The sequence below is a fragment of the Burkholderia cepacia genome, assembly GCF_001718835.1.
GTDB lineage: Bacteria > Pseudomonadota > Gammaproteobacteria > Burkholderiales > Burkholderiaceae > Burkholderia > Burkholderia cepacia_F.
The window spans coordinates 752,025-770,713 of record NZ_CP013442.1 but is presented as its reverse complement, the minus strand read 5'-3'; the positions used below and the strand labels follow the sequence as shown (position 1 = coordinate 770,713).

The following is an 18,689-nucleotide window of genomic DNA, read 5'->3' as shown; positions in this document are numbered from 1 at the left end:
CCGTAGCGCGTATCAGCGGCCGGCCTCACGAGCGGCCAGCGTGCGATCGAGCATGACGAGCGTCTGATACAGCATGCGCGTGCCGTCGAGCAGCTGCTGCGGCTCGATCCATTCCTCCGGACAATGGCTGCGGCCACCGAGGCACGGAACGAAGATCATCCCGATCGGCCCGGTCGGCGCGACGTACACGGCATCGTGCCCGGCGCCGCTCGGCAGCCTCATGCTCGGGTAGCCTAGCTGCGCGGCGGCCTGCTCGACCGTATCCATCACGAGCGGCTGGCAATCCGTCGGGCGGGAGCGGCTCACGTGTTCGGCGCGCGCACTCAACCGAAGTGCATCGAGCCGCGCAGCGGCGCCGGACAGCAACGCGTCGGGAAAACCGTCGAGCACGTCGTCGCTGTCGCTGCGCACCTCCAGCATCATCTCCACCTGTCCGGGCACGGCGTTCGGCACGTTCGGCGTCATCGCGATCCGCCCGATCGTCGCCACCACGTAATGCGGATTGCCGGACAGCGCCGACGCGCGCGCATGCGCGGCCTCGACAAGATGCGCTGCGCCGACGAGCGCATCGCGGCGAATGTCCATCGGCGTCGTGCCGGCGTGATCGGGCTGCCCCGTCACGGTGATCAGAACGCGCCGAATGCCGACGATGTTGGTCACGACGCCGATCGGCAGGCCGCGCGTTTCCAGCACGGGGCCCTGCTCGATATGCAGCTCCACGAACGCGGCCGTGCTGTCCGGCGCGCGCAACGGCACACGCAGCGCGCTCGGGTCGCCGCCGATGCGCCGCAGTGCGTCGCCGAGCGTTTCGCCTTCGGCGTTCGCCGCGCGCAGCATGTCCGCGTCGAGCCGCCCCGATAACGCGCGGCTGCCGACGCACGAGATGCCGTAGTCGCTCGGCTCCTCGGACAGAAAGTCGATCACTTCCAGCGGATGGTCGAGCACGATCCCCTGCTCGTTCAGCGTATGAGCAACCTCGATCCCGGCAAGCACGCCGATGATGCCGTCGAACCGGCCGCCGCCGACCACCGTGTCGCAGTGCGAGCCCGTGATCAGCGGCTTCGCGCAGCGGCCGCTGCCCTCGCGGCGGCCGATCAGGTTGCCGCCCGCATCCAGCGATACCGACAGGCCGGCCTGCGCGAACTGCTCGGCCAGCCACGCGCGCGCTTCGATGAACAGCGGCGAAAACGCGCGACGCGTCCATGGCACGTCGGGCCGCGTGAATCGCGCGAGCTGCTCGACGCGCGCGTTGAGACGATCCGCGTTCAGCGGTGGGAAAACCGGCGAATTCATGCGTGCTCCTGTTGCTTGGCAGCCGGCCGGCCGCCGCGATGCGGCCGCAGGAAACGGCCCGCGCCCGCGTGATTGACGATGCGCGCGCCGTCGTACACGAGCGCGCCACGGCTGTAGGTGGCGGCGATGCGCACCGTGAATTCCATGCCTTCGAACGCGCTCCACTGCACGGCAGACAGGCTGCGCGACGGATCGAACGCGTAACGCTCCGGCGTCAGGATCACGAAATCCGCGTCCGCGCCGACGTCGAGCGTCCCCTTGCGATCGTCGAGCAGGAAGTGCCGGGCGGGATTCGTCGCCAGCAATTGCGCCACGCGCGTCGGCGCGACGCCGTGCTGTTCGCAGCCTGTCCAGAACGCGGGCAGCAGCGTTTCGAGCCCGGGCCCGCCCGACGCATTCCTGAATACATTGGGATCGCCCTTGCGTTCGAGCCCCCAGCTCACATGGTCCGACGACACGAACGTGCACTCGCCGCGCGCGACGTGCGTCCACAGCAGCTCGCGCTCCGCGCGCGGACGGATCGGCGGATAGTGCTTCGTCTTCGCGCCGAAGCGTTTCGTATGCGTTTCGTGGTCGAGCATCAGGTATTGCACGCAGGTCTCGATGCTCGCGCGGTGGCCGGCGCGCCGGTACATATTGCACAGCTCGAAGCCGCGCGACGTCGACACGTGCACCGCATGCGCACGCGCGCCCGTCTCGGCGCCGAGCTCGTAGATCAGCGCGGTCGCCAGGTTCTCGATCAACGGCGGATGCGCGCGCAGGAACGCATCCCAGCCCGTGTCGCCCGCCTCGATCATCCGCGCGATGTTCTTGCGCGTCAGCTCCTGCATCTGGTTGTGCACGCCGCAGGCGAGGCCCGACGGCGCGATCAGGCGAAATGCGTCGTACAGCACGTCCTCGTCCACGCGCGGGAACCGGCCGGGCGTCGCCTCGAACGTCGAGAACTTGAACGCGCACACGCCGCCGTCGATCAGGCCGGCCGCGGCGCCGAGCCCGTGTTGCGCATTGAGCGTGCCGAACAGCGCGACGTCGACGTGGCAGTCGCGCTCGACTTCGGCGATCTTGCGATCGAGCTGCGCGCGGGACGCGACCGGCTCCGGATCGTCGTACGGCATGTCGACCATCACCGTGACGCCGCCCGCCGCCGCCGCGCGCGACGCATGGCCCAGCCCTTCCTGGTTCGCCTGGCTGCCCGCGTGCACCTGGCCGTCGACCACACCCGGCAGCACCCATTGCCCGCGCGCGTCGATCACGTTGCGCGCCGCCGGCGGCACGCCCGCGCCGCGCGCGACGATCACGCCGTCGCGGATCGCGAACCAGCCGTCGTCGACGACCTGCCGCGCGTCGGCCAACCGGCCGCGCACCACCTGCTCGAAATCGCTCATCCCGACCTCCTGCATTTTTGATCACGAGCAGTTTAGGCAGCGTTCTGCCAGAATGTCTTATGCCTATTTATCACCCCCGCATAACACGGAGTTAAGGCTGTGCGTCTCAACCTTCGGCAGATCGAAGTGTTTCGCGCCATCATGCTGACCGGCTCGATCAGCGGTGCGGCCAAGCTGCTGCACGTGTCGCAGCCCGCCGTTTCGCGACTCATTTCATATGCGGAACAGCGGCTCGGCCTCGCGCTGTTCGAGCGCATCAAGGGGCGCCTCTATCCGACGCCCGAAGCGCAGCGTCTGTTCGTCGAAGTCAATGCCGTGTACGAAGGCGTGCAACGCGTCAACGAGATCGCCGAAGACATGATCGAAAACCGGATGGGCCACCTGCGCATCGCGTGCAGCCCCAGTCTCGGCCAATCGTTGCTGCCGCGCGCGATCGCGACGTTCTACGAGCGCTTTCCCGATGTGCGCATCATCCTGCATACGATGATTCCGAACGTGCTGCTCCAGGCTGTCCTGACCCAGCAGGTCGAAGTCGGGATTGCGTTCCTGCAGGACACCCACCCGAACGTCGAAATTTCCCCGCTCTACGAAAACCGGCTGGTGGCTGCAGTGCCGGCGTCGCACCCGTTCGCACGTCGCAAGTCGCTTGCCGTGCGCGACCTCGTGAATACGCCGCTGATCGGCTACGGCAGCGACATCCCGCTCGGCCAGCTGGTGCGCAAGCTGTTCAGCGACGAAGGCCTGGTTCCGCAGGTGAAGATCGAAGTACAGCAGGCGCACGTCGCGTGCGCGCTCGTGCAGGCCGGCACCGGCATCGCGCTGATCGACGAGTTGACCGTCGCGGGCCCCGTGTGGCCGCAGCTGGTCGTGAAGCCGGTCGTGCCGACCATCGGCGCGCCGGTCAGCGTGCTGCACCCGGTGCTCGCGCCGCTCTCGCGTCTCGCGCACGAGTTCATCGACACGCTGCGCGCACTTTCCGTCGACGCGTGAATTTGGCTGTTTTGACGCCAGAGCGGGAATACCCTAGCCTTAACATCGCGTTATGAACTCTCCATAAAATAGCAATAACGCTCAATATTCGGCATCCCTAGAATCGTTTGAACAGTACCGCTGCACAAGGCTTTCCGCCCGGCGCGTACCTCCTTTTTTCTCATCAGGACAAACGACACATGGGACGCATCCTGTCTTTGAAAGACGTCGAAGCCGCGGTGAAGGGCGGCTCGGTTTTCGCGTGCGGCGGCGGCGGCTGGGCCGATCATGGCCGTGAGCTCGGCACGCTCGCGGTCACGATCGGCCGCCCCGAGCTGGTGTCGATCGACGAGCTGCCGGACGACGCCTGGGTCGCCACGGCCGCCGCGATCGGCGCGCCGGGCGGCCTCACCGACTGGCAGATGCTCGGCGCCGACTACGTGAAGGCCGCGCAGCTCGTGCAGGACGCACTCGGCGCACCGCTTGCGGGGCTCATCATCGGGCAGAACGGCATGTCCAGCACGCTGAACGGCTGGCTGCCGTCCGCGCTGCTCGGCGCCAAGGTCGTCGACGCGGTGGGCGACATTCGCGCGCATCCGACCGGCGACATGGGCTCGCTCGGGCTCGCATCGAGCACCGCGCCGATGATCCAGGCCGCCGCGGGCGGCAATCGCGACAAGCACGCGTATATGGAAGTGGTCGTGCGCGGCGCGACCGCCAGGGTCTCGCCGGTGCTGCGCAAGGCCGCCGACATGGCGGGCGGGTTCATCGCGAGCTGCCGCAATCCGGTGCGCGCCGCCTATGTTCGCGAGCATGCCGCGCTCGGCGGCATCAGCCGCGCGCTGGCGCTCGGCGAAGCCGTCATCGACGCCGAGCGGCGCGGCGGCAGCGCGGTCATCGACGCGATCTGCGCATCCACGCACGGCGACATCATTGCGAGCGGCAAGGTCGAGCGCAATACGCTCGCCTACACGCACGAGGCGTTCGACGTCGGCCTCGTCTATCTCGGCGCCGGGCCGAACCGCGTGGTCATCCACGTGATGAACGAGCACATGGCCGTCGACGACGCGCATGGCGAACGCATCGCCACCTATCCGGACGTGATCACGACGCTCGATGCGCAAGGGCGCCCCGTCAGCGCGGGCCAGTTGAAGGAAGGCATGGAAATCCACGTGTTGCGAATCGCGAAGGCCCACATTCCGCTGTCGTCGTCGGTGTTCGATCCCGCCGTCTACCCGCCGGTCGAAGCGGCGCTCGGCATCTCGATCGCCGACTACGCGCTTGCACGCTGACCCGGAGGCACGACGATGAAACAGACATTCGAGGTCACCTCGGGTAATACGCTGCGCTGCAAAGGCTGGCGTCAGGAAGCACTGCTGCGCCTGCTCGAGAACGTGCTCGCCGTCGGCGAGAATCCCGAGCAACTGATCGTCTACGCGGCGCTCGGCCGCGCCGCGCGCGACTGGCCGTCGCACGACGCGATCGTCCATGCGCTGAAGACGATGGACGAAAACCAGACGCTCGTCGTCCAGTCCGGCAAGCCGGTCGCGCTGCTGCGCACGCACGCGCACGCGCCGCTCGTCGTGATGGCGAATTGCAACCTGATCGGCCAGTGGGCGAAGGCGGAACACTTCTACGAGCTGGAGCAGCGCAACCTGATCTGCTGGGGCGGGCTGACGGCGGGCGACTGGCAGTACATCGGCTCGCAGGGCGTGATCCAGGGCACCTACGAGATCTTCTCGCGCATCGCCGAGCGCCATTTCGACAACGACCTGCGCGGCCGCTTCATCCTGACCGCCGGCCTCGGCGGCATGGGCGGCGCGCAGCCGCTCGCGGGACGGATGGCCAACGCGGCGACGCTCGTCGTCGAAATCGACCAGTCCCGCATCGACAAGCGCCTGCAGATCGGTTTTCTGGAGCGCCAAGCGCGTGATCTCGACGAATCACTCGCGTTGATCCAGGACGCCCAGGCGCGCCGCGAACCGATTTCGGTCGGCCTGCTCGGCAACGCGGCCGACGTGTTTCCGGCCATTCTCGCGCGCGGCGTCGTGCCCGACATCGTCACCGACCAGACCGCCGCGCACGATCTCGTCTACGGCTACGTGCCGGCCGGCTACACGCTCGACGAGGTGCGCTCACTGCGCGACAGCGACCGCGCGACGCTGATGGACGCGAGCCGCGCGTCGATCGTCCGTCACGTCGAAGCGATGCTGGGTTTCAAGGACCGGGGGGCGGTCGTGTTCGACAACGGCAACCTGATCCGCACGCACGCAAAGGACGGCGGCGTCGCGCGCGCGTTCGAGATTCCGGTCTTCACCGAGGCGTTCCTGCGCCCGCTGTTCTGCCGCGCGATCGGGCCGTTCCGCTGGATCGCGCTGTCGAACGACCCGAACGACATCCGCATCATCGACGACTACCTGCTCGAGCGCTTCCCGGACAACCGGATCGTGTCGAACTGGATCCGCCTCGCGCGCGAATGCGTGCCGTTCGAGGGCTTGCCCGCGCGGATCGCGTGGCTCGGTCACGGCGAGCGCACGCAGCTCGCGCTCGCGGTCAACGCGATGGTGCGCGATCGCGTGCTCGCCGGCCCGGTCGCGTTCACGCGCGACCACCTCGACGCTGGCGCGATGGCCCATCCGAACATCATGACCGAGAACCTGCGCGACGGCTCGGATGCGGTGGCCGACTGGCCGTTGCTGAACGCGATGCTGAACTGCTCGTCGATGGCCGACCTCGTCGCGATCCATTCGGGCGGCGGCGGCTACAGCGGCTACATGACGAGCGCCGGGGTGACCGTCGTCGCCGACGGCAGCGCGTCGGCCAACGAGCGGCTGACGCTGTCGATGACCAACGACACGGCGCTGGGCGTGATCCGCTATGCGGACGCCGGGTACGACGACGCGCTCGACGAAGCCGCACGCAAGTACATTCCGCACATCCGGCTGTGAGCCGCCCCGCACGACAGGAGATCGAAGTGAAACAATCCGCGGTTCCCCTCGACACGGCCGCCGCCGCGTCGCCTCCCGCCTCGCCTGCCGGGCGCGCGATCGCCGCGGCGTCGATCGGCAACGCGCTCGAGTGGTACGACTTTTCCGTCTACGCGTTCTTTGCCGTCTACATCGCGCAGAACTTCTTCCATCGCGGCGATGCGGGCACCCAGCTCGTCGAGGCGTTCATGGCGTTCGGCATCGGCTTCATCGCGCGGCCGCTCGGCGCGCTCGCGATCGGCGTGTATGGCGACCGGGCCGGCCGCAAGGCCGCGCTCACGCTGACGATCCTCGTGATGGCGGCGGGCACCGGCATCATCGCGTTCGCGCCGCCGTTCACCGCGATCGGCGTCGGCGCGCCGCTGCTGATCCTCTGCGGACGCCTGCTGCAGGGGTTCTCCGCGGGCGGCGAAGTCGGCGGCGCGGCGGCGTTCCTGATCGAGCATGCGCCCGCCGATCGCAAGGGCATGTATGCGTCCTGGCTGCAGGCCAGCATGGCGGCATCGAACATCCTGGGCGCGCTGGTCGCCACCGCCGTAACGCTAACGCTGTCGCACGAACAGATCGGCGATTGGGGCTGGCGGATTCCGTTCATCCTCGGGCTCGCGATCGCGCCGGTCGGCCTCTGGCTGCGCAAGACGCTCGACGAAACACCCCATTTCCGCGCGGAGATGGCGCGTGCGCAGCGCGAGCACGCGGCGCGCAAGGCGCCGCTGCTGCAGGTCGTGCGCGACTATCCGCGCGAGTTCGCGATCGGCACCGGCTTCTCCGTGCTGTGGGCAGTCTGTATCTACGCGCTCGTCATCTACATGCCGACCCACGCGCAGCGCGCGCTGCGTTTCGACGGCCGCGACGCGTTCATCGCGTCGCTGGTCGGCAACTGCCTGATGGCGGTCACCTGCGTCTGCGCGGGCGGCTGGTCGGACCGCTTCGGGCGGCGCACCGTGCTCGCCGCGGGCGCCGCGCTGATGATCGTGTCGGTCTACCCGCTGCTGAACTGGTTGAACCACACCCATACGCTGGCCGCGCTCGTCGCGGTGCAAAGCGCATTCTGCGTGATGGTCGCGATCTTCACGGGCGTCGCGCCGGCCGCGTTGTCCGAGCTGTTTCCGACGAGCGTGCGCGCGACCGGCATGTCGCTGGCGTACAACCTCGCCGCGACCTTCTTCGGCGGCTTCGCGCCCGCGATTCTCGCGTGGCTCACCCAACAGACCGGCAGCCCGTTCGCACCCGCGTGGTACGTGATGGCCGCCGGCGCGATCGCGCTCGCATCGATCACCGCACTGCCTTCCACACCTCGTCACCCCTGAATACGGAGACCACCCCATGCACCGCTTCATCACGCGAAGCGCGGCCGCGCTCGCGCTGCTCGCCGCCCTTCCGGCCTTCGCCGACGTCACGCTCGACGGCCGCTCCGCCACCCCCGAATCGATCGCACGCATCGCCGACGGCGAAGCCGTCGCGATCGCGCCCGCCGCACGCGAGCGGGTCGCCGCCGCGCACGACGTGCTGCTGAAGGCCGCAGCGGCCGGCCAGCAGATCTATGGCCTGACGGTCGGCGTCGGCCTGAACAAGGATCGCAAGATGGTCGATGCGCACGGCAAGCTGACGAGCGAGGTCATTGACGCGTCGACGCAATTCAACGTCGGATTGATCCGCGCACACTCGGGCAGCGTCGGGCCCGACATGAGCGTGCGCGTCGCGCGCGCCGCGATGGCGGCCCGCCTCAATGCGATGCTCGACGGCGGTGCCGGCGTGCAGCCCGCGATCGTCAACGCGTACGCGCAGTTCCTCAATCGGGGCATCACGCCGGCGATGCCGGCGGACGGCTCGATCGGCGAGGCGGACATCACGATCCTGAGCCACGTCGGACTTGCGATGCTCGGCGAGGGCGACGTGTACTACCAGGGGCGCAAGCGCCCCGCCGCCGACGCGCTGAAGGCGGCCGGCATCGCGACGATCCGCCCGTACGGCAAGGACGCGCTCGCGATTCTCAGCTCGAACGCCTATTCGGCCGGCATGGCCGCGCTGGCGCTCAACGACATGGCGCACCTCGCGCGCGTGTCGAAGCTCGTGTTCGCGCTGAGCGTCCAGGGGCTCAACGGCAACGTCTCGCCGTTGCGCGAGGACACGCTCGCGCTGCGGCCGTTCCCGTCCACCATGCGCACGGGCGCGGCGCTGCGCACGCTGCTCGCGGGCAGCAGCCTGTGGAACCGCGATGCGGACCGGCCGCTGCAGGACCCGCTCAGCTTCCGCTCCGGCGTCTATCTGCTCGGCGAGGAGGACCGGACCAGCGACGCAGCCCGCGAGCTGCTGCGAATCCAGCTCAATTCGAGCGACGACAATCCCGGCGTGGCGGTCGGCGTCACGCCGAAATCCGGGCGCGCGCAGGATGCGGCCGGCTACGTCGACGGCGGCGGCGCCGTGCTGCCGAGCGCCAACTTCGAGCCGCTGCCGTGGGTGCTCGCCTTCGAGCAGCTGGGGCTCGCGCTCGGCCACAACGCGCTCGCGTGCGCCCAGCGCATCGTCAAGCTGAACGATCCGCACCTCACCGGCCTGAGTCGCTTCCTCGGCACCGACGAAACCGTTCACGCGTTCGGCGCGATGGAGAAGCCACCGACCGCGCTCGCGATGACGGTCAAGTCGCTCGCGACGCCGGTGTCGCTCGACTACCTGCCCGTCGCCGGCGGCATCGAGGATATCGCGACGAACGCGCCTGAAGTCGTGCAACGCGTGCAGCGGCAGATCGACGCGAGCTATGCGCTGCTCGGCCTCGAACTGGTGCAGGCCGCGCAGGCGATCGACCTGCGCCAGCGCAAGCAGCCGGATTTCGAGCTCGCGCCTGCCACCGTGCCGCTCTATCGCACGCTGCGCGCCCGCGTCGCGTTCCTGCAGCGCGATCGCCCGCTCACTGCGGACTTCCGCGCCGCCGATGCGCTGCTGCGTGCCTATCGCGATTAAGCAACCTTCGCCTCTCATTGCCCTTCACCCCATACCTGTCGGAACACGAACCCCACCATGAAAAAACTCATCTCCATCGCGTCGCTGTGCGGGCTGTCCGCGGCCGCCCATGCGCAAGGCAGCGTCACGCTGTACGGCGTCGTCGAGGACGGCGTCGACTACGTCAGCAACGTGCAGGGCAAGCATCTCGTGCAGATGGCGTCGGGCGTGACCGCCGGCAGCCGCTGGGGCATTCGCGGGACCGAGGATCTCGGCGGCGGGCTCAGCACGCTGTTCCGCCTCGAAAGCGGCTTCGACCTGAACTCGGGGCGGCTCGGCAGCGGCCTCGCGTTCTCGCGCAACGCTTACGTCGGCCTGAGCGACGCGCGGCTCGGCACGCTGACGCTCGGCCGGCAATGGGATTCGGTCGTCGACTTCGTCGAGCCGTTCACGCTGAACGGCAACGTCGGCGGCTACTACTTCGCGCATCCGAACGACATGGACAACACCGACAACGGGTTTCCGATCTCGAACGCGGTCAAGTACCGCAGCCCGACGATCGCGGGCCTCACGTTCGGCGGCCTGTACGCGTTCGGCGGCCAGCCGGGCCGGTTCTCGGACAACGCGACCTTCAGCGTCGGCGCGAACTACGCGTGGGGGCCGGTCGGGTTCGGCGTCGGCTATCTGCGCATCAACGATCCCGGCGTATCGACGCAGGGCTACCAGAACTATCCGGGCTTCACGAATGCGATCTACGGCAACTACCTGGGTGCCGCGCGCGCGCAGAAGGTGTTCGGCGTCGGCGCGTCGTACCAGGTCGTGCAGTGGCTGAAGGTGCTGGCCGACTTCACGAACACGAACTTCCAGCAGGGCAGCGCCGGGCACGACGCGACGTTCCAGAACTACGAGCTGTCGACGATCGTCACGCCGACGCCGGCGGTCACGCTCGCGGCCGGCTACACGTATACGACCGGGCGCGATCACGCGACGGGCGCCGTGCCGAAGTACAGCCAGTTCAACCTGAGCGCCGAATATGCGCTGTCGAAGCGCACGAGCGTCTACGTGATGGGCGCGTTCCAGAAGGCGGCGGGCGATGCGCCGGTCGCGCAGATCGCCGGCTTCAATCCGTCGGGCAACCAGAAGCAGGCGGTCGGGCGAGCCGGCATCCGCCACCTGTTCTGATCGGGAATCGGCATCTCGATCAGCGGAAATCCCATCACACGACCGCCTGCCCCACCGCCCCCGCCAACCCGTGCATTGGCCGCCGCAACGCGGCGTCGAACGGATTGGTACGTGGCCCGATCGCATCGGCCTGGCGCCGCAGCAGTTCGACGACCATCGGCATCCGGTCGTCACCGAGGCGCGATGCGAGCGTGCCGACGCTCAACGCGCCGACCGGATAGCCGGTGCGATCGAGGATCGGCACCGCGACACCAGCCATCCCGTCGAGCACGCCGCTGTTGCGGCCCGCGTAGCCGAGCTGCCGCACGCGTTCGATCTCGGTACGCAGGTACACCTCGTCGAGCACGCCGTAGCCGCGAATGCGCGGCACGTTGAAGCGGATCACTTCCTCGCGTTCGGCTTCCGGCAGGAACGCGAGGATCGGGAGACAGTGCGCTGATGGCGGCAGCCCTACGCCGTGCCCGCCTCGCGCGCCAAGCGCGCTTCGTAAGTCTTCAGATGGTTGTACGCGACACGCAGCAGCGAGATTCCGGCGTTCGCCGCCGGCGCGTCGCCACCGCGCGCGAGCAGATCGCCGATCACGTGATCGGCCTCGACGCGCGCATGGTTTTCGACGTCGCGCAGCATCGACGCGGTCAGGCTGGACGGCGTGAACAGCGTCTTCTGCGCGCGGGCGTCGAATTCGCCGCTCGGCGCGTAGCCGTTGTGCCGGGCAATCGCCACGCATTCGTCCAGCAGGGTTTCGAGCAGGCGCCTGCCGTCCGGCGCGGCCAGAATGTCGCCCACCGAGCCGCGAAACAGCGACGTGCCCGCCGCGAGCGTGGCCAGAAACACCCACTTCTCCCACATGCGCGCGATGATCGCGTCGCTCAGCGTGACGTCGAAACCCGCGCCGCCGAGCACCTCGGCCACCGCCTGCGTGCGGGCGGACACGCCACCGCCCAGCTCGCCGAACGACACGCTGTGCGTGTCGTTGAGGTGCACGATGCGCTGCTCGCGATCGAGCGTCGCCGCGATCACGCACAGCCCGCCGAGCACGCGCGACGGCCCGAACTTCGCCTGCAGCACGTCGAGGTGACGCATCCCGTTGAGCACCGGAAGAATCATCGTGGCCGGACCGACGAACGGCGCGATGGCGGCGATCGCATCGTCGAGGCTGTACGCCTTGCAACTCAGGAAAATCAGGTCGAACGGCTGGGCCGGGTCGCTCGCGCTGACGGTATTCACGTCGGAAAGCGTCAGATCGCCACGCGGGCTGCGGATGACCAGGCCGTCGCGGTCGAGCGTCCGCGCGCGGGAATCGCGCACCAGAAACGTCACGTCGCGCCCGGCCGCCGCGAGGCGACCGCCGAAATAGCCGCCCGTCGCCCCTGCTCCAAGTATCAGGATTCTCATAGTCGCCTCAATCTCTCCGTGTCGTCATCGCATCGGCGAATGCCGATATCGCGATGCATGTGAACGAAAAGGTAGCGCAAATTGCGCCGGCGTGCCGGCTCGCCGGCGGACGTCGGGCTATCGGAGTCGTGCCGCCCGATTCACGGCGCGCGCACGCGTGCCGCGGCGCATGGAGACCGCCTCGATCCTTGGTCTTGCGAACCATCTTTCTGCTCGCAGCGGTCAGTTCGCCCGCGCTGACGCGGCCGATGCAACCGGTGCGCCCACCTTGCCGTAATCGACCGGCTGGTCGGCCGGACGCGGCGTCTCGCCGGCCCGCTGGATCCAGCCGCCGCCCAGCGAGCGGTACAGGTCGACGAGGTTCGTCCACCGTGCCAGCCGCGCGTTGATCAGCGACTGCTGCGCCGCATACAGGTCGGTCTGCGCGGTCAGCACCGACAGGTAGCTGTCGACGCCGTTCTTGTAGCGCAGGTCCGACAGGTCGAAGCGACGCTGCTGCGCGTGCTCGTTGCGCTGCAGCGCGGCGATCTGCTGGTCGTACGTGCCGCGTGCGGCGAGGCCGTCCGACACCTCGCGGAACGCCGACTGGATCGCCTTCTCGTAGTTCGCGATCTCTATGCGCTTTTGCACGTTCGCGAGATCGAGATTGGCGAGGTTCGCGCCGCCCTCGAAGATCGGCATCGTGATCTGCGGCGCGAACGACCACGCCGCCGTGCCGGCCTTGAACAGGCCGCCCAGCGTCGGGCTGCCGGTGCCGAACGCGCCCGTCAGCGAGATGCGCGGGAAGAACGCCGCGCGTGCCGCGCCGATGTTCGCATTCGCGGCCAGCAGCGCCTGCTCGGCCTGCATCACGTCCGGACGACGCGTCAGCAGATCCGACGGCAACCCGGCCGGGATGTCGGTCAGGAAGTTTTGCGCATCGAGCGGCAGGCCCGGCGGCAGGTCGTCCGGCAGCGGCTGGCCGATCAGCAGCACCAGCGCGTTCACCGCCTGCGCGCGGGCGCGCGCCTGCGCCTGCTGATTCGCGAGCGCGGTCTCGACGATCGTCTGCGCCTGGCGCAGGTCGAGCTCCGAGCCGGTGCCGTTGTCGAACTGCAGCTTCGTCAGGTCGTATTGCGCCTGAGCGGACTTCAGCGTGTTCTCCGTGACCTTCAGCAGGTCGTCGGTCGACAACAGCGTCAGGTACTGGTCGGCAACCTGCGCGACCAGCGCGATCTCCGACGCCTTGCGGGCCTGCGCGGTCGCGAGGTATTTCGCGAGCGCCTGGTCCTTCAGGCTCTGCACGCGGCCGAACAGATCGAGCTCCCACGACGCGGACAGCCCGACGTTGTAGGTCGTCGTGATGTTGCGCCCCGGAACCGCCGTGAGCGCGTTCGGCAGCCGCTGGCGATCGCCGGTGCCGACCGCGTCGAGCGTCGGGAACAGCTCCGCGCGCGTGATCTGGTACTGCGCGCGCGCCGCCTCGATGTTCAGCACCGACACGCGCAGGTCGCGGTTGTTTTTCAGCGCGATCTCGATCAGCCGCTGCAGGCGCGGATCGACGAAGAATTCGCGCCAGCCGATGGCGGTCGCCGCCTGGCCGTTCGCGCTGCGCGCGCCGGCCGCACCCGGCTGCGTCGCGTAGACGCCGCCGGCCGGGTACGCCTGCGAAACGGGTGCATCCGGCCGCGTGTAATGCGGCGCCATCGTGCAGCCCGTGGCGAAGAGCGCGGCGGCGAGTGCGACTGCACTTGCAGTCAAAGCGTGTTTTTGCATCATCACTGTCCCTTCTTCTCGTCGTCGCCGTGGTCGCCCTTCTCCGTCTTGTGCATGTGATCCTGCGCGAGACGCAGCGCGACATCGGCATCCTCCTGCTCGCCGCTGAAGATCTGGCGTACCTTCACGAAGAACATCGGGATCATGAAAATCGCGAGGAACGTCGCCGTGATCATCCCGCCGATCACGCCCGTGCCGATCGCATGCTGGCTCGCCGAACCCGCGCCGTTGCTGATCGCGAGCGGCAGCACGCCAAGCATGAACGCGAGCGACGTCATCAGGATCGGGCGCAGCCGCAGGCGCGCCGCTTCCAGCGCGGCCTCGATCGGCCCCATCTTCTCCGTCTGCTGCAGTTCGCGCGCGAACTCGACGATCAGGATCGCGTTCTTCGCGGACAGGCCCACGGTAGTCAGCAGGCCGACCTGGAAGAACACGTCGTTCTCGAGGCCGCGCAGCATCGTCGCGAGCAGCGCGCCGACCACGCCCAGCGGCACCACCATGATCACCGAGAACGGGATCGACCAGCTTTCATACAGTGCCGCCAGACACAGGAACACGACGAGGATCGAGATCGCGTACAGGATCGGCGCCTGCGAGCCGGACTGGATTTCCTGGAACGACAGGCCCGTCCACGAATAGCCGATACCTTCCGGCAGCTTCTTCGCGAGCGCTTCCATCGCGGCCATCGCCTGGCCGGTCGACTTGCCCTCCGCTGCCTGCCCCTGGATCTCGATCGACGATACGCCGTTATAGCGTTCCAGCTTCGGCGACCCGTAGCTCCAGTGGCCGGTCGAGAACGCGCTGAACGGCACCATCCCGCCCGACCCGTTGCGCACGTACCAGACGTTCAGGTCTTCCGGCGTCGTCCGGAACGGCGCGTCCGACTGCACGTACACCTTCTTGATCCGGCCGTCGGTATCCAGGAAGTTGTTCACGTACTTCGATGCCCAAGCGATCGAGAACGTCTGGTCGATCGCATCCGCCGTCACGCCGAGCGCATCCGCCTTCTCGCGATCGATGTCCACCTTGTATTGCGGCGTATCGTTCAGGCCGTTCGGGCGCACGAGCGCCAGCGCGGGATCCTTCGCGGCCATCCCGAGCAACTGGCCGCGCGCGGCCATCAGCGCATCGTGGCCGAGACCGCCGTTGTCGGTCAGCTGGAAGTCGAAGCCGGACGCGTTGCCGAGTTCCCGGATCGACGGCGGGTTGAACGGAATCACCATCGCATCCTTGTACTTCGCATAATGCGCGGCGGTCCTTCGCAGCAACGCCTGCACCTTCTGGTCCGAACGCTGGCGCTCCGAGAAGTCCTTCAGCTTCACGAACACGAGGCCCGCATTCTGGCCGCGGCCCGCGAAGCTGAAGCCGTTGACCGTGAACACCGAGTCGACCACGTCCTTTTCCTGGGTCGTCAGGTAGTCGTTGATGTTGTCGAGCGTCTTGCCGGTCGTTTCCTGCGTGGAGCCCGACGGCGTCTGCACGATCATGAACATGTAGCCCTGGTCTTCATCCGGCAGGAACGACTTCGGCAGGCGCACGAACATCACGCCGACCGCGATGAACACGGCCAGGTAGATCACGAGCCAGCGCCCCGAACGCCGGATCACGTGGTGCACGCCGACGTGGTACTGGTCGCGGCTCTTGTCGAAGGTACGGTTGAACCAGCCGAAGAAACCCTTCTTCTCTTCGTGGTGGCCCTTCGGGATCGGCTTGAGGATCGTCGCGCACAGTGCCGGCGTCAGGATCAACGCGACGAGCACCGACAGCACCATCGCCGACACGATCGTCAGCGAGAACTGGCGATAGATTGCGCCGACCGAGCCGCCCGAGAACGCCACCGGCACGAACACCGCCGACAGCACCAGCGCCACGCCGACGAGTGCGCCGGTGATCTGGCCCATCGCCTTGCGGGTCGCCTCCTTCGGTGACAACCCCTCCTCCGCCATCACGCGCTCGACGTTCTCCACCACCACGATCGCATCGTCGACCAGCAGGCCGATCGCGAGCACGAGGCCGAACATCGACAGCGTGTTGATCGAGAAGCCGGCCAGGCCCATGATCGCGAACGTGCCGAGCAGCACGACCGGCACCGCGATCGTCGGGATGATCGTTGCCCGCAGGTTCTGCAGGAACAGGTACATCACGAGGAACACGAGCACGATGCCTTCGAGCAGCGTCTTGACCACTTCCTCGATCGACAGGCGCACGAACGGCGTCGTGTCGTACGGATAGTGGACGACGAGCCCATGCGGGAAGTATCGCGACAGCTCCGCCACCTTCGCCTGGATCGCGTTCACGGTCGCGAGCGCGTTCGCGCCGGTCGCGAGCTGGATGCCGAGGCCGGCGGTCGGCTGCCCCATGTACTTCGTGTCGAACGTGTAGTTTTCCGTCCCCAGGGACACCTTGGCGACATCCTTGACGCGCACCTGCGAACCGTCCTGGTTGACCTTCAGCAGGATGTTGCCGAACTGCTCGGGCGTGCGCAGCAGCGTCGATTCGGTGATCGTCGCCTGCAGCATGGTGCCCGGCTTCGCCGGCGTGCCGCCGATCTGGCCGCCTGCGATCTGCACGTTCTGCGCGAGGATCGCGGCCGTGACGTCGGACGGCGTGAGGCCGTAGTTCATCAGCTTCGTCGCATCGAGCCACACGCGCATCGCATATTGCGAACCGAGCAGCAGCGTCTGGCCGACGCCGTTCACGCGGCTGAGCGGATCGAGCACGTGCGACGCCACGTAGTTGGTCAGGTCCTCCTTCGACATGCTGCCGTCCTCGGAGTTGAACGCGAACCACATCAGCCAGTTGCTGCTCGACTTCGTGACCTGCATGCCGAGTTGCTGCACGACCTGCGGCAGGTTCGGCGTTGCGAGCGACAGCTTGTTCTGCACCTGCACCTGTGCGACGTCCGGATTCGTGCCCGGCGCGAAGGTCAGCGTGATCGTCGCGTTGCCCGAGTCGTCGCTCGTCGACGACATATACAGGAAGTTGTCGAGACCGCTCATCTGCTGCTCGATCACCTGCGTCACCGTGTCTTCCACCGTCTTCGCGGAAGCACCCGGATAGTTCGCCTGGATCTGGATCGTCGGCGGGGCGATCGTCGGATACTGCGCGATCGGCATCTTGAAGATCGATGCGATGCCGGCCAGCATCAGCACGATCGCGATCACCCACGCGAAGATCGGGCGATCGATAAAGAACTTGGCCATGAAACGGACTCCTTGTTAATGCGCGCTCGGCGCCGCCGCCGCGCTCGCGGCGGCGGCGCCCTGCGCCTGCGCGAGCTGCGCCGCGACCGTCTTCACGGTCGCACCCGGGCGCACCTTGTCGACGCCCTGCACGATCACGTGATCGCCCGCCTGCAGCCCCCCTTCGACGACCCAGTTCGGGCCCTGCATGCCCGTCGTCTTCAGCGGACGCGGCTCGACCTTGTTGTCCGCCCCCACCACCATCGCGATCGCCTGGCCCTTCTGGTCGTGCGTGACGCCGATCTGCGGCACCAGGAACGCGTTCTCGTTCACGCCTTCCTCGATCCGTGCGCGCACGAACATGCCCGGCAGCAGCACCTTGCCCGGGTTCGGGAAGACCGCGCGGATCGTCACCGAGCCCGTGGTCTGGTCGACCGTCACGTCCGAGAACTGCAGCTTGCCCGCCTCCGAATAGGTCTTGCCGTCTTCCAGAATCAGCGACACCTTCGCCGCGCCCGGGCCGGACGTCTTCAGGCGGCCGCTCTGCACGTCCTGGCGCAGCTTCAGCCCTTCGAGGCTCGACTGCGTCAGGTCCACGTACACCGGATCGAGCTGCTGCACCGTCGACATCAGCGTCGCCTGGCTCGCCTGCACGTACGCGCCCGGCGTCACCTGCGAGATGCCGACGCGGCCGGTGATCGGCGAAACCACATCGGTATAGCCGAGGTTGATCTGCGCGGTGTCCACCGCCGCCTTGCCGGCCGCGACGTCCGCCGCGGCCTGGCCTTGCGTGGCCACCGCGTTGTCGTAGTCCTGCTTGCTGACCGCGTTCGCGGCCACCAGCACCTTGTAGCGTGCGACCAGCGCGTTCTGCGTGACCAGGTTCGCCTGCGCCTTCGCGAGCGACGCCTTCGCGCTGTTCAGTTGCGCGAGGTACGGCGCCGGGTCGATCTTGTAGAGGCGCTGGCCCGCCTTGACGTCGGTGCCTTCGGTGAATTCGCGGCGCAGCACGATGCCGTCGACCCGCGCGCGGACCTGCGCGACGAGGAACGCGCTGGTGCGGCCCGGCAGGTCGGTGAAGACCGGTACGGCTTGCGGCTGGACGGTGACGACGCCGACTTCCGGCGTTTGCGGCGGCGGTGCCGATTCTTTTTTCCCGCACGCGGCCAGGAAAACGGCGGCCGTTGCAGCAGTGATTAAGCGGTATGGAACCCGTTCGACGCGCATGGAGCGACCTCTCACTAACAATGAATAACAACCAATCGGTTCTGGCTTTTCTTCAACAACGCCTATGCCTGCCGGTTCCGTCCGGAACCCTGCATGCGAATTTCCCTCTGGCACATCCCTTTCCGGAGCGTATTGCTCGCGCGACTCAGCCAATTCCTTCGCGGAATCGGGAAAGTCCGATAACGTCACTTATGTTTTTAGTAATCCTGATGTAATATTCAGCGTCGGTTCAGTTGCTTGACTCACGAGCATTCGTCCGTCGGAGTCGACGCGTTTCGATATCGGCGTATGAATCAGCCGTCGCGTGTCGTTGCCCGGGCACCGGGCCTTCGCGTGATCGCTTCTGCTTCGTCAGGTTGCACCGCAGCATTCTG

The 18,689-nt window shown here is 67.6% G+C and carries 12 protein-coding genes and 1 pseudogene; 6 read left to right on the top strand and 7 right to left on the bottom strand.

The genetic code is table 11. The annotated features are described in order from the left end of the window. Nucleotides 1-12: 12 nt before the first annotated feature. Together WT26_RS02995 and WT26_RS02990 are read right to left on the bottom strand one after the other, a co-directional pair. Entirely contained in the window at nucleotides 13-1,293 is a 1,281-nt protein-coding gene (locus WT26_RS02995; RefSeq protein WP_059556087.1) for a Zn-dependent hydrolase, read from the bottom strand. Then, on the bottom strand, nucleotides 1,290-2,678 hold the full coding sequence (locus tag WT26_RS02990) for a dihydroorotase (RefSeq protein ID WP_069269722.1): 1,389 nt from the start codon (nucleotides 2,676-2,678) through the stop codon (nucleotides 1,290-1,292). The genes WT26_RS02995 and WT26_RS02990 overlap by 4 nt, the downstream gene beginning before the upstream one ends. 99 nt (nucleotides 2,679-2,777) lie before the next feature. Between WT26_RS02990 and WT26_RS02985 the strand changes: the two genes are divergently transcribed. From WT26_RS02985 to WT26_RS02960, 6 genes are all read left to right on the top strand, one after another. Further along, nucleotides 2,778-3,668: a LysR family transcriptional regulator gene (locus tag WT26_RS02985; protein ID WP_059897954.1), complete on the top strand. Its 891-nt coding sequence runs from the start codon at nucleotides 2,778-2,780 to the stop codon at nucleotides 3,666-3,668. A 179-nt stretch (nucleotides 3,669-3,847) separates the two neighbouring features. Continuing rightward, complete coding sequence (locus WT26_RS02980) at nucleotides 3,848-4,939, top strand: DUF917 domain-containing protein (RefSeq protein WP_069269670.1); 1,092 nt, start codon at nucleotides 3,848-3,850, stop codon at nucleotides 4,937-4,939. 15 nt (nucleotides 4,940-4,954) lie between these two features. Further along, entirely contained in the window at nucleotides 4,955-6,595 is a 1,641-nt protein-coding gene (locus WT26_RS02975) for a urocanate hydratase (protein ID WP_069269669.1), read from the top strand. A gap of 26 nt (nucleotides 6,596-6,621) precedes the next feature. Beyond that, the gene (locus WT26_RS02970; RefSeq protein WP_069269668.1) at nucleotides 6,622-7,944 is read left to right on the top strand and encodes an MFS transporter; all 1,323 of its coding nucleotides are present in this window, start codon (nucleotides 6,622-6,624) and stop codon (nucleotides 7,942-7,944) included. Nucleotides 7,945-7,960: 16 nt separating this feature from the next. Continuing rightward, a complete protein-coding gene (locus tag WT26_RS02965; protein ID WP_069269667.1) occupies nucleotides 7,961-9,595 on the top strand; it encodes an HAL/PAL/TAL family ammonia-lyase in 1,635 nt (544 codons plus the stop codon). 57 nt (nucleotides 9,596-9,652) lie between these two features. Continuing rightward, nucleotides 9,653-10,756: a porin gene (locus WT26_RS02960; RefSeq protein ID WP_069272152.1), complete on the top strand. Its 1,104-nt coding sequence runs from the start codon at nucleotides 9,653-9,655 to the stop codon at nucleotides 10,754-10,756. A 34-nt stretch (nucleotides 10,757-10,790) separates the two neighbouring features. Here the strand turns inward: WT26_RS02960 and WT26_RS02955 are convergent. The 5 genes and pseudogenes from WT26_RS02955 to WT26_RS02935 all read right to left on the bottom strand — a co-directional run. After that, a pseudogene (locus WT26_RS02955) lies at nucleotides 10,791-11,246 on the bottom strand (IclR family transcriptional regulator domain-containing protein); the annotation flags it as partial. Next, on the bottom strand, nucleotides 11,207-12,151 hold the full coding sequence (gene panE, locus WT26_RS02950; RefSeq protein ID WP_069272151.1) for a 2-dehydropantoate 2-reductase: 945 nt from the start codon (nucleotides 12,149-12,151) through the stop codon (nucleotides 11,207-11,209). The gene panE and the pseudogene WT26_RS02955, both read right to left, overlap by 40 nt. A 222-nt stretch (nucleotides 12,152-12,373) precedes the next feature. Next, the gene (locus WT26_RS02945) at nucleotides 12,374-13,909 is read right to left on the bottom strand and encodes an efflux transporter outer membrane subunit (protein ID WP_069272150.1); all 1,536 of its coding nucleotides are present in this window, start codon (nucleotides 13,907-13,909) and stop codon (nucleotides 12,374-12,376) included. Next, nucleotides 13,909-17,109: an efflux RND transporter permease subunit gene (locus WT26_RS02940; RefSeq protein WP_069272149.1), complete on the bottom strand. Its 3,201-nt coding sequence runs from the start codon at nucleotides 17,107-17,109 to the stop codon at nucleotides 13,909-13,911. The genes WT26_RS02945 and WT26_RS02940 overlap by 1 nt, the downstream gene beginning before the upstream one ends. Nucleotides 17,110-17,124: 15 nt before the next feature. Then, on the bottom strand, nucleotides 17,125-18,315 hold the full coding sequence (locus WT26_RS02935; protein ID WP_069272148.1) for an efflux RND transporter periplasmic adaptor subunit: 1,191 nt from the start codon (nucleotides 18,313-18,315) through the stop codon (nucleotides 17,125-17,127). Nucleotides 18,316-18,689: the final 374 nt, after the last annotated feature.